Raw genomic sequence first — 12,651 nt, 5'->3', positions numbered from 1 at the left:
AGGACGCGAACATGAAAAAACAGATTCGAAAAGCAGTTCTTTCGCTGGGCACTACTCTGATGATGACTGGAGCATTCACAGGCGCTCCTGTGTGTGCCGCTGAAACTGAGCCAACAGTTAAATCGGTTCAGATTGCTAGTCTCGATAATAACCGGGCTAAAGCCGCTACAGAAGGTGTACAGGCAACCCGTAAGACCGGTTTTACTCAGATCAATGGGAAAACCTACTACTTAAATGAAAATGGTGAAAAATTAACAGGAACATTCAAAGACGATTCCGGCAGCTACTACTTCAATGAAAAAGGAGAAATGGCTACAGGATTTGTAAACCAGAATGGATCTACTTACTACTATAACGAAGAGGGTCAGCTCGAAAGCGGACTGATCACTGAAAACGGCAAGACTTATGTCCTGGACAAAGAGGGAAAAACTCAGGCCGGCTGGGTCGAAAATAATGGCAAGCGCTACTACCTCAATGAAGATGGAAGCGCAGTAACTGGAGAAATCAAGACCATCGAAGATAAACAATACAGCTTTGCTTCGGATGGTGTGATGGAAACCAATGTCACGCATGGCAATTATGCTTATGGTGCAGATGGCATTGGGGTTGGCGACCCGGCTGCGTATGATCGCATTGCCCAGGCAGCCTTGGCACAGATTGGCGTCAATCAGGACTGCACCATGCTGGTGACAAATTCCCTGAAAGCAGTTGGAATTGACTTTCATGGCGCTCCTGCCGCTTACCTGTCTTTAGGACCTCTCACAGACAATCCGGTTCCAGGAGATATCATTGTCTACCAGGGACATGTGGCGATTTACATCGGTGATGGACAGGCTGTTCATGGCGGATGGAATGGATACACCACGGCCGTTTTCAGCGTAAACTGCTCTACACCACTGGTTGGATACGTTCATCCAATCCTGCCCTAATCTTTAAGGCGAACTGAATCATTCTGCGACTGCCACGCTGTTTCCAGCAATCAAGGCGGTCATTTTTTTATGCCGGCTGCAGCGAAGAATCGCTCAGCTAAGCTGCGGTAAATTTTGCGGATGTTTTTGCGTAAGCAAGAGATGAAAAATGAGGTTAAAAAAATCGCCAGACTGCCCAAAGTCAGTCTCTGGCCAATGGTAAGCCTGCGGACTTATTCTCCCTTTAAGGAACCGTAAGTCGTTCGGAAAAGAAAGTCAGAAATACTCAAAAATCGATGTCTGCTTTTTTGAAAGTGGATCAAAGATTTCCCAAACTGCTCATCTGGAGCAGCAGATTTCCGGATCTCAAAACGAATTACGGAAAATATGCCCAAATCTTATAAAAGTCGAGCAGGCTGCTTATCGACCAAGCTGGGAGTACATTCAGAAAGGAACAAATTCTCTTCATCGTCATACCCATTTGATTTGTCTTTTAATTGATCGTTATCACCTGTTAAAACCTGAAGCCCAACAAAAACTCAAAGAACTGGGATATGTTTCGGATTCGGAAAATGATTGACCTGAAGAGATAATTTTCCAGAAACCTTTTCCGTAATAGACATGGAATGTCAAAGAGCCTGATGGATCAAGAAGGATTTTGGGCATGACAGGCCAATAAGGCAATCGAAAAAGCCGCAAATAAAAAAACGGGCGTTTACGAGCCGTTTTGAAATCAGATCCTGTATTTTTGAATCAAGGAAACCAGACAGCAGATTTCCTTAGATTGTATTTCCTTTCTTATCTCTTTCTCTTCTCATATAATAGACGCAATAACCGACCGGGTTTCGCCACCTCGGTCGGTTATTGCGTTTTAGAGAAGTGATCTTCGGTCTTTGCAACTCATATCCAGACCTTTTCAGTTTCAATGTTTAGCTTTTTCGTTTTGCCTGGATCCGGGCTCGAGATGGATATAGCTGTCTGCTCATACCTGGCGCATGGCGGTGGCAGGGGTCTGTTGGCTTGGATGGCCTAAAGATGTCCAGAAGTTTTGTAAAGAAGTTATAAAGTTTATGAGCGTTAAAATTGGGAAGATTCAGGAAATCAGGTACAGTATAGCCAAGGAAATCAAGCAGCAGGTTTCCTTAAATTTCCTTTCTTTTTTCTCTTATCATAGTAGAAACCCGGTCCCCGCCAGATCGGGTTTTTACGTGTTTAAAAACAATCAAAGATTGCGCAACTTGCTCTGGCACAACACGGGGCATTTCAATGGAGTTCTGATCAGAAATGTTTATCGAAAAAAGCAGGGCGTTCGGGGATGGCAGGAATCAGGGATCCAAAAAAGACAGCTGCAGGCGAATCATTGGCGATCTTGAATTTGCAGGATGGCAAAAACAAAATGAAAATGAAATGGAGTGTTTCGGAAACAGTTTCTGAAAAATGTACGAAACTGGCATGTTTTTGGGGATGAATTTTGGAGGAAATGCTGAAAGAATTGAATTTTTCTGGACCGATAACGGGTCAGAAAAAGGGATCAAAGCCGATTTCCAGTTGCCTTAAAGAGACTTTCATATTCAGCCAGGATTGGATTCTAATGCAAAATGCGTTTCAAGACTTCAGAAAAATTAAGATTCGACATTCTCCACAAAATTCCGCTCATAACATCGGAAGAAAAAACTCAATGTTCATACACCAATCCCATAAAGAATGTGGTAGGATTAGGCCATGGAAATCAAGCAGCGGATTTCCTAAATTTCCTTTCTTTTTTCTCTTAACCATATTTTAAAAACCGGAGATCTCGCCCATCTCCGGTTTTTATTTGTTCTGGATTATGACTCTGCTGCCTTCCATGGCGAAAAACGCGAAATTGCGGCCGATTTGGTTTGTTTTCAACTTCTGATCAGACGGGATGGTCTTGAAAATGGATTTGTGCAGAAAGGATCGAATCCATTTTCTGAACACCTTTTCTGGCTTTGAGGTCGGATCAGAATCTAAAAATCCAGGTTAATTTTTAGAGCAGCCGAAAGAGACTGGGATTAAGAAGCGCCTGGCTTGTCATAAAGGCTGAATAAAAAAATCAAGCAAAATACATTTCTGCCTGAGGGCTTTCTGCTAGGATAAAGCCATGGAAATCAAGCAGCAGGTTTCCTCATTATAATTTCCTTTCTTTTCTCTTACTCTCATCTGATAAAAATCTGGATTTCGCCCATCCAGATTTTTATTTTGTTTCGGCATGTTGTTTTCGCAAAATTTCCCTGAGGATTTAATGTTCTTTTGAGAAAAGGAATGTATATTCAAAACCGTCAGATGATCCCGCTCTGACATGCAGAGTCTTTTCTGCAAAATCCCTTTCTTTTCTCTAAAGCCGATGCCCGTCGGCTTTTTTTGTGGATTTCATTTTTTCGGGCGTAAAACACAAGACCAAAAAAAGCAATGTTATAGTGAGCTTGGAAAGAAGATAACGAGCAGGGAACCAGAAAGCGGCTGGTTCAAAGTTGAATCTTTCCATTATTTCCTCTTTTAATCTTATAGCTTTGGGAAAAGAAGGGTTGTCGCAGCTCTTCTTTTTCTTTGCTTTTTTTTTGGCTGAGATTTCGATACTCTTAAACCATGACCAAGAAGAAAAATAAAAATCAATATAAAAAAATCCCGGATGGCAAGAAGCCATCTGCTTCGAATAGAAAACCAACGCGCAAGCGTTTCAGCTCAAAAAGCAAGATTCTGGCGAGTGCCCTTGTGATTGGGCTGGTGATTGTAATTGCTTTGTGTCTTTGGCTGCCAAAAGCTTTCAGTCCAAAGCGTTCCATGACTTACCTCGATCAGATCCAGCTGTCAGATCTGAAAGAACTGCCGCAAAGCACCTTTGAAGATACGGTTCAGGTGGAAGATATGACGATTTACGGGACATCCCTGGTGTTCTATGATCGCACTTTTGAACCCATGGAAACCGATGGCTTTTTTGGCCGGAATGTGTCTTTGCGCAATATTAAAGATGGAAATACGATTTCCTCGACCTTCAGCGGCGGGGCCGATGCAGGCATTGACTTGCAGCTGCTTCCCGAAGGAGTATATGAAGTGTATCTGTCCGATGGCTATAAGCCCAAACGCGCCTACACCGAAAGTGCGACCCTTGAAGATACGTTTGTAACCATGCGCGACAATGATAAAGTCAAAAAAGTGCAGGTCGCTTCCAGTCCTTATTATCTGGATCGCTACAATATTCAGACGGACAAACCATATTTGTATATCGCAGTCACGGAAAGCGATCCGCTGGAGACCGTTGCGGATGTTTGCATTGATCCAAGCACCCTGGCCTGGCCCGCAGATGAGATAACCTTTGAAGATTCAATCGATGGCTTCTCCGAAACCCAGCAGGCCTGGGCTTTGGCTGAAAAGATCAAAGCCAATCTGGAAAGCACAGGACTGAAAGTCATTTATTCCCATCAAAAAGTCAAAGAAGCGACTTATGTCGGCCCCGAGAGCACAATTGAAACGGGCTATCGGGCACAGGCAAAAATTTTCTTATCCCTGAGCATGTATACGCAGGATTATACCCGTCCGTTTGTTCTGTCCAGCCCATTTACCAATGGCAGACTGGGGAATGAAATTTCGGTCTGCCTGAATCAGAATGGGGTCGAACTGGAAAATATCTCGACCCTGACCCAGCTCAATCAGGGCAATGGGTATGATCTGTTTCAGCCGGATGAAAACTACAACTATACAAAACTGACCAATACGGCCGCAATCCGCGAATCTGGTGGTAAAGTGACCAGTGCTGGTCAGGCTGCCGGTTTTGAAGTGAACAGCCAGTATTCACAGGCCTATGGCATGAACGGTGTTCTGTTTGGCTTTGCGTCCACCGAAAATGCCGAAAGCCGGACTTACTTTCTCGAACATATCGATGCGATTGCCAGAGGAATCAGTGAAGGCATCCTTCAGTATGCCCATATCTCGACGCCCATTGATCTGAGCAGGCTGAGCACGCAGCAGGCTGGTTCCAGCCAGATGGCAGTCCAAGAGTCTGAAACTCCGGTAACCGAACCGGCTGAACATGCCGATCCTTCTTTGAGCGCCCCTGTAGAAGAGCCCATTCAAGAACAGCCAGCCATCGATGGCCAATAAGCCAATCAATAGAAAGACAAAAAAGCGTTGTCTTAAAATCGGAGAATCCAATGTAAACAGAAAGAACAAGCTTACAGGAAAGCCTGTTAAGCACGTCTATAAATTGAACACATAAGACTAACCGGTACAAGTTTATATACTGTACAAATTTATATAAGGAAAGAGTCCGCCAAAAAGGACTCTGGATATTCAGATATGGAAAGGAGGGCGCGCAATTCCTTCTCCCTGCATTCCATCTGCCTTTGTCTGAGAATTTCTGTTTTTGCCAAGGTCTGCCTTTTATTGATCCGGAAAGCAGACCACCCTCTAAAAACCTAGCCCAGGCAGAAAAGAGCAGGGAATCCTTGCGCTTATTGCAAATGAAACTTCAAGTTTCGAATCTGTATAAGTCATTTGGCGCGCATGACATCTTGCAGGGGGCAAGCCTGCAAGTAAAAGGAACTGAAAAAATCGGACTGGTCGGCCGCAATGGATGCGGCAAGACCACGTTGTTAAATATCATTTCCGGCCAGGAAGACGTTGAAAAAGGAGAGCGGATTATTCCGAATGCCACCCGCATCGGAACCCTCTCACAGACTGTATTTAATGACAAAACCATCACGGTCAAAGAAGCACTCGAAAAAGTATTTGAACCCTTGAAAGCTCTGGAAAAAGAGCTGGAAAAGCAGGCCATGATTCTTGGTGAAGACCACTCAGAAAAGCAGCTCGAAAAGTATGATCGCCTGCAAAATGAATTTGAAACCCTGGGCGGGTATGATTACGAGCATGAAATGAAGTCGGTTTTCTTCCACTTCGGCTTCGAAGAAAAAGATCTGGACAAACGTCTGGATGAATTTTCTTCCGGCCAGCAGACCCGCATTGCGCTTGTTCGCCTGCTGTTAGAAAAACCGGATGTTTTGCTGCTCGATGAACCAACCAACCATCTGGATCTCGATTCCATTGAATGGCTGGAAAGTTACATCAGCCGCTATCCAAGTGCCGTCATTCTTGTCAGCCATGACCGGATGTTTCTGGATCATGTCTGTGATGAAATCGTGGAAATTGAACATGGAAAAACAACGCGCTATCCCGGTTCTTATACCCACTATGTCAAAGCCAAGGAAGAATGGATCGAAAAGAACCATGAAGCCTATCTGCGTCAGCAGGATGAGATCCATCACATGGAAGAACTCATCGAAAAATTCCGTTACAAAAAAAACAAAGCAGCCTTTGCGCAATCCAAAATCAAATATCTCGAGCGGATGGACCGGATTGAAGATGTCAAAGCCGATAACTCAGTGATCAAGGCAACTTTTACTTCTGGCCGCAAAGGGGGCAACCGCGTTCTGGAAGTAGACAACCTGGTTTTTGGTTATGACAAACCTTTATCCAAAGTCAGCTTCAACCTGTTTCGCCAGAATCGGGTCGGAATTATCGGCCCAAATGGCATTGGAAAGTCTACGCTGCTCAAAACCCTGACCGGCAAACTGCCAAGCCTTGGCGGCCAGTATGATTTTGGCCACCAGATCGATATTGGCTATTTCGACCAGGAAACAGCTGCTATGCATTCGACCAAGACGGTCATTGACACCTTATGGGATGATCAGCCAGACAGCACCCAGACGCAGATTCGCAATGTGCTGGCTGCTTTCCTGTTTACCAAAGATGAAGTCTTCAAGGAAGTCAATGACCTGTCGGGAGGCGAAAAAGTCTCCTTATCGCTGGCCAGACTGATGATGGCCCATGACAATTTGTTGATTCTTGACGAACCGACCAACCACCTCGATATTCCGGCCAAAGAAGCACTGGAAAAAGCGCTGCAGAACTATGATGGCACGCTGCTGTTTGTCAGCCATGACCGAATGTTCTTATCCAAAATGGCGGATAAAGTCCTGGTTGTTGGCCCGGAAAGCAAGATGTATGACCTGAGCTATAACGAATATACAGAAAAGAAAAAAGCTGGCACACTCAACCAGATCGAAGCTGCCCCTGCTGGCCGCGGCCGGCAGATGAAAAAGCCGGAACCGGAAAAAACAGCGGCCATGCTTCGTCAGGAAAAGAACCAGCTGACCAATCGCTGCGCTAAGCTCGAAGAGCTGCTTGCCAAAGCGGAAGAAGATCTGGAAACTCTGCGCGATCTTCGTTATGAACCGGAATACTATCAAGACTACCGGAAAATGGACGAACTGGAAGCGAAGATCGATGACAAGCACAATGAAATCGCCAATCTGACCAAGGAATGGGAAGAAAAAATGACCCGCCTGGAGGAAATGGCCTAAGAGCACTGGCTTGAAGATTGAAGCCAATCTCTTGAAGGGGTTTTTGAATTTGTTTTTGAAATCCTGCTTGAAGCCTTGCTCGAAGGAATGCTTCAATCTGAACTTTCAGCTTCTTTGAACTCTCTATACAAACAAAGAGCTTTTCACTCACCGATCCAAATGATCAATAAGAGTGAAAAGCTCTTTTTTATGCAGCTTCGTTGGCCACAATGCTCCTCTGGCCGGCAAACAGCTTTGCCGTCTCAGCCAGACAGAACGGTCGGCCGGTAGCCAAAGCAAGCTTTTCCTGGCGCGTCAGCTGCTTAATCCGATATTCGCGGCGGAGTGCCTCGTGCCGGTCCAGAAATACTTCATGATAAATCAGATAAACCGGCGTTCGGGCTTTCGTATATTTGGCACCCCGTCCAGCATTATGAGTTTTCAGGCGCCGGATTAGATCGGGTGTATAGCCGGTATAAAACGTTCCGTCATGACAGACGAGTATGTAGACAAAGTAAAGCGGTGTTCCTTCCATGCCTTACATTGTATCGATTCACGCATCGGCCTTCAAACCACATGGAAAGAGTTATCGGCACAAATACCCACCGCAAAGACCGGATCAATCAATGGCAGATAAACCAATAGGATTTTGGGAAAAATCTTTCCGACAGAAAATGAATTCCCACTTTCATTGCTGGACGACATATTCATGGATCCGCCATACTCTCAAGAGATAGTTAAGTATACCGCCCGGTGGCGAATGTTTCTGGCTTTCCTAAAGAGCCAAAATAAGAGCCAAGGTTTTATTGCCGGAAATGAAGTTTGATTTTGCGAAGAATCAGGAAAGGATACGACGATGGAAGACAGCAAATGATTGAAAAAGATTGATATGCACTGCCCCTTATGCGGTAAGGAACACGAAGTTGAAGAAAGAGAACGAACAACATCGCTGATCATCAAGGGACAGGAAGTCACTTATGCAGAAAGATACTATTTGTGCAGGAATGCTTCGGAAGATGAAAATGAATTTGAGACCGGAGCGATGAGTGACGCAAACCTACTGAAGGCAAGAGATGCGTATCGAATTCAAAATGGTTTGCTTACCTCTGATGAGATGGTCAAACTTAGAGAAAGTTGCGGCCTGTCGCAAGTGGATCTGGCAAAGCAGCCTTATATACGTCTGAGGAATTAGAAGGGGCTTGTCAGGACAGTGACCTAAAAGCCAAGATCATCTTCACTGAGAAACTGATCTGCAGGATCTTCTCTCATTCTGGCGTCCCCAATTTCATATCGTCGTGTAATGAACTTGCTCAACGGAACAAGCCGAGCACTTGACCATATTGCTCGGAAACGAATGCGAGTTCCTGTACTGGGCAGATCCACGACGGAAAAAGAGCGTGCTCATAGCCACAGTTTTCTGCCTGACATTTCAGGATAACGATATCTAACACGTAGCCTGATTTATGATCCTCTTGACAGTTATAAAAGAATCGGCTGTAGGTGCGGCAGCGCTTAAACGTACATTGACAACCGCAATGCGGACAGGCAATTGAGGAGAAATCGCCTGCGGACTCGACAAAACTGTTGTATAGATCTTGCCAGTCGCCGGATTGACCAGCTTTAAAGTTAATGGGATTATTCGCAATGATAGCCGCATTAGTCACCTGCAGAAAGACATCTGGATTCGGAGGTTAAGACGGTTGAAAAACCTGACATAATTTCATTATGGAGCAACCAGTTATCGTGCAAAATAATTAAATGAAAAACGTCACAATCTTTTGCATGAAGGGGTACCCCTTCATGCAAAAGATTGTGACGTTTTCTTCAAAAAGTTGACCAATAGAATGTGACTGATAACACTTGGATGGGAAGAATCCGCCATTTCCAGGTATGAAAGCAAAGCCATTCAGGACGAAGCCTGCGATGCAATGCTTCGCCGCATCCTGTCGGATCCGTTCCGAGCTTGAAAGTTCTCGATAAAAATGGATCTGAATTTACCACGGCAAAGAAAGAATAAATTCGCTCAAAGCTGCTTGAAAAACTGGGAGACTATCAATGTCATTTAGCTAGAAAAATATGACCTCAAACTTTGTATAAAAATCAAAGACAAAGTGGATGATAGGAATAGAATTTGCTGCTGATTATATCCATATGCACCAACCAAGCACAAAATATACTGATTGATTTGGCTGTATTCATCAAAATAGGTGCACTAAAAACAACCCTTCGATAAGAGCCGTTTTTAAGAATTGTATGGGTGGTTTGTATCAATAAGATGCGCATATAATGCACTTATCGATAGGTGAACCATATCAAACGATTGGGATGGAGATTTCGCTTGAAGCTCCTTTCCGGCCGAACGGGCAGTTTTTCTCTTAGCAGCTCCTCGGTCAGAGCTTGAAACTCCGCTTTTGTAATTTGACAGATTGTTCGTTTTTTCGTCCATTTCGGAGTAAACGTGTTCCTGATAGCCCGTATCGCCTTAGTTGTATTGATTTGGTATTCATAAGTTGTCTGCTTCTCTTCTTTATTATCCGATTGAGATGATTCAAGAACACACTTTTTGATCTCGGAAACCAGATTGTAGAAGATAAGGGATGAATAAATCTCCTGAATGATGTATTCTGCTTTTATCGAGTGGATACGTTTCATTCCTATTCCATATTTAAGCCAGGAGAAACTCTGCTCGATTCGCCACCTTAGGTGGTAAATAAATCCAAGAGCCTCCGGAGGAAATTCTGCTTCATCCAGATTGGTAATCAGTCCTTCCCAGACGTTGTCGCCAATCTCGATAGCTACCACCCTGCAGTCAAAATCAATAAATTCAGATTCTTGATCAATCTGTCTCATTGATTTTTTGACCAGGTATTTCATCTGGGGGTTTTCTTTTTCCTCTTTTCTTTGGTGGTGGGTAAGAATGCGGCTGATCTGCTGGTCTTCTGTATGGTCAAGCTGTGTATAAGTCAGGCAGCTATACTCTCGTTCTTTCATACGTATGAGGTATTTGTGCCCTAAGGATTCAATAAGCTTACACAATGGATAAGAAAAATACCCTCTGTCCATGACAAAGAGAAATGTCTCGCCAGGATAAGCTTCGTGAATCTCCTTGACCATTTTCATAGCAGCGGCCCGTTCGTCTTTGGACCTCTGGTCTTGAGTGACGATGGCTAGATATTTGTCATTAAGTACGTCATAGGCAGCGTTAATGTGAATACCGGCCCGGATGATGGTTTCCTTGTTCTTGGCATAAATGATGTAGTCAGGTTCATCTTCATTTGGCGCAACAGGTTCATTGGTTCCATCAAAGGCTATTACCCTTAGCCCTTTATATTTTTTATCCATGTAACAAAGTGCCAATGTGGCTTTGTGCAGTGCTGAAAATACGCTGACTGGAGTCTTGGCTTTTGTCTGAACAAGTGCCGAAGCAGATGGTCTTACACTGCCCATGCCGAAATAGTTCATGGATAAATCGGAGAGTGTTGATCCATTCCCGATAATGGATGTATTCAGGAAATGGAACAAGTTTATTTTTGATGATCGATAATGACTTCGTGAGAAAGCTCCTGTTTGAGAAGCAAGAATCTTCTCCTGTTTGTGGGCAAATTCCTCAAGGAATTTCATGAATCTTTGATAAATCACGGACGGCGAAGTAACTTTAGTTGCCATATTTTCCTCCTTATAAAGTTATGTTTTCAACGTGATAAGGATTAAATTAGACAATTATAGAGTTGTTGTCAAAGCTAATTTTCGTTAAACCAGAAAATATAAAATCCACCATCTGTGCACGGATGGTGGACAATACTAACTATCAAAAACTAAGCTAAATGACATTGGGGAGACTATGGAAAAGAGAATCTAACTCACCAAATTCCTATCATCAAATTCTTAAAGGTGAGTCTGTTCATCTCCCGGATCCCGCTGATGCGACAAACGATAAGAGAAAAATCCTATAGATATGGGGAGAATAGTGATGTGTATGAAAAGCCGATGGCATTTCAGGATTAGAGGTATTTGCGCCTCATCGACTTTTTGTTTCTGATAGGCTCTGGAACAGGGACAGCCGGTCGAAAAAATTAAAAAAATTAGATTTAGAGTTGCATTCAAAACCGAGGAGTGCTTTAATATGGGAGTTCGAGTTGAGCGAAACAGTTCGAATTCAAAGCCAAATAAATTTCCTAAAGAAATGCTTGACTTTGATTCTGATCTGGAGTATCTTAAATGAGCGTGATCGCATTGGGGTATAGCCAAGCGGTAAGGCAGCAGACTCTGAATCTGCCATTTCCGTGGTTCGAATCCACGTACCCCAGCCATATGAAAATAGATCAGCAATAGCTGATTCCTTATACGCCTGCAAATCGCAGGTTTTTTTTTACCCTTCTGGTTCTGACGGCCAGGCGTTTTCTTTTTTTCGGGTTTCGTTTCCCGATCTTTCCTGGATTTTTATCCGTTAACTTCCACGAATTGTAGACGAACAAAAAGAGGCAGCAACCAGGTTTGCTGCCTCTTCTAATTCATCCAGGAAGATGAATAAGGGAAGGTGATTTCTTCCTGAATTCTTCGATAGGATTTCCAATGTCAAAAATCTGCTCTTGAAGTTTCACCATAATGAAAGGTCGACAAATAGAATCAACCATTGTGTCTTGATAAACTTCCTGATTTATAGTGAGGACAAAAGGCGAAGCTTTTATTCTTGGTGTTATTCATGTTTGGTGCTGTATTTTTTAATTCTTTGTTCCAACATCCAGAATGTCAGGAAAGATGCAGTGGTAAGAATAGCGTAGAGAACTAGACTTATCAGTCTAAAATGAAGCAGGCCGATGAGCAAAAGCACAAGCAAACTCAATACTATTTTGAGGACTACCGTCAGAGCTCTTGTTTTACTTGCTGCCATATAGCTCGTTTAAAATCGTTCAGGTCGAGTGCTTCTTCGGATCCGGCTTTCATTTCGTATCGATTTTCTTCATCGATATAAAAAATCCACGGATTTAACCGATGGATAGTCTCTTCAGAAACTACAGCTGAATCTGAATTCTTTGGATTGTTCTCGGCTGCTAAGGCATGAAAGGATGGAGCGCAAATTAATAAGGCAGACAGAGCAAAAGCCGAGAATGAGCGAAATTTCTTCTTCATTCGTTTACCCCTTTCCAATTCAAAACTGAACGATCACCTTCTGCAGTCCTCAAGACGCTATGCAAAGAAATGACTTTGTTATTAATAAGTATCCAATCGAAGTAGAATTACACATTTATTATATCCGCTTTCACCGAATGAAGATATAGCCTTTCCATATTCAATCGATTTCTTTCCCATCTGTTAGATCCAATTTATTGCCCCTTTAAACCTATAAATTCACAACGCGTTTAACAGCTCGCTTCCAATTCATGAAA

7 protein-coding genes and 1 tRNA gene are annotated in these 12,651 nt (G+C 43.4%); 5 read left to right on the top strand and 3 right to left on the bottom strand.

Features of this window, described 5'->3' with window-relative positions; genetic code table 11:
* The first annotated feature begins 11 nt into the window (after positions 1–11).
* The 3 genes from U4956_RS03125 (at position 12) to abc-f (ending at position 7,285) form a co-directional block, all read left to right on the top strand.
* On the top strand, positions 12–929 hold the full coding sequence (locus tag U4956_RS03125) for an NlpC/P60 family protein (RefSeq protein ID WP_323088979.1): 918 nt from the start codon (positions 12–14) through the stop codon (positions 927–929).
* Between the two features lie 2,586 nt (positions 930–3,515).
* Entirely contained in the window at positions 3,516–5,027 is a 1,512-nt protein-coding gene (locus tag U4956_RS03120) for a hypothetical protein (RefSeq protein WP_323088978.1), read from the top strand.
* A 359-nt stretch (positions 5,028–5,386) separates the two neighbouring features.
* Positions 5,387–7,285, top strand: coding sequence for a ribosomal protection-like ABC-F family protein (gene abc-f, locus U4956_RS03115; protein ID WP_323088977.1), 1,899 nt, complete (start codon positions 5,387–5,389; stop codon positions 7,283–7,285).
* Positions 7,286–7,472: 187 nt separating this feature from the next.
* On the opposite strand, the gene U4956_RS03110 is transcribed toward abc-f, so the two are convergent.
* Positions 7,473–7,799 carry a GIY-YIG nuclease family protein gene (locus U4956_RS03110; protein ID WP_323088976.1) on the bottom strand — a complete coding sequence of 109 codons (327 nt, stop codon included), beginning with the start codon at positions 7,797–7,799 and terminating at the stop codon, positions 7,473–7,475.
* Positions 7,800–8,138: 339 nt separating this feature from the next.
* On the opposite strand from U4956_RS03110, the gene U4956_RS03105 reads away from it, so the two are divergent.
* On the top strand, positions 8,139–8,456 hold the full coding sequence (locus U4956_RS03105) for a hypothetical protein (RefSeq protein WP_323088974.1): 318 nt from the start codon (positions 8,139–8,141) through the stop codon (positions 8,454–8,456).
* Between the two features lie 1,100 nt (positions 8,457–9,556).
* Here the strand turns inward: U4956_RS03105 and U4956_RS03100 are convergent.
* Positions 9,557–10,930 (bottom strand): IS4 family transposase, encoded by a 1,374-nt coding sequence (locus U4956_RS03100; protein WP_323088166.1) that lies wholly within the window; start codon positions 10,928–10,930, stop codon positions 9,557–9,559.
* 568 nt (positions 10,931–11,498) lie between these two features.
* Here U4956_RS03100 and U4956_RS03095 point away from each other — a divergent pair.
* Positions 11,499–11,574: transfer RNA gene (locus tag U4956_RS03095), tRNA-Gln, on the top strand.
* Positions 11,575–12,127: 553 nt separating this feature from the next.
* On the opposite strand, the gene U4956_RS03090 is transcribed toward U4956_RS03095, so the two are convergent.
* On the bottom strand, positions 12,128–12,394 hold the full coding sequence (locus U4956_RS03090; protein ID WP_323088973.1) for a hypothetical protein: 267 nt from the start codon (positions 12,392–12,394) through the stop codon (positions 12,128–12,130).
* Positions 12,395–12,651: the final 257 nt, after the last annotated feature.

Source organism: Allobaculum sp. JKK-2023, from assembly GCF_034745455.1.
Taxonomy (GTDB): domain Bacteria; phylum Bacillota_I; class Bacilli_A; order Erysipelotrichales; family Erysipelotrichaceae; genus Allobaculum.
Note: the sequence above shows the minus strand (reverse complement) of the source record. Positions and strands in the feature narration are given on the sequence as shown.

Excerpts from the sequence above, each read along its gene's own strand:
- U4956_RS03090 (WP_323088973.1), bottom strand. The coding sequence starts at position 12,394 with ATGAAGAAGAAATTTCGCTCATTCTCGGCTTTTGCTCTGTCTGCCTTA.
- U4956_RS03125 (WP_323088979.1), top strand. The coding sequence starts at position 12 with ATGAAAAAACAGATTCGAAAAGCAGTTCTTTCGCTGGGCACTACTCTG.
- abc-f (WP_323088977.1), top strand. The coding sequence starts at position 5,387 with ATGAAACTTCAAGTTTCGAATCTGTATAAGTCATTTGGCGCGCATGAC.
- U4956_RS03100 (WP_323088166.1), bottom strand. The coding sequence starts at position 10,930 with ATGGCAACTAAAGTTACTTCGCCGTCCGTGATTTATCAAAGATTCATG.
- U4956_RS03110 (WP_323088976.1), bottom strand. The coding sequence starts at position 7,799 with ATGGAAGGAACACCGCTTTACTTTGTCTACATACTCGTCTGTCATGAC.
- U4956_RS03120 (WP_323088978.1), top strand. The coding sequence starts at position 3,516 with ATGACCAAGAAGAAAAATAAAAATCAATATAAAAAAATCCCGGATGGC.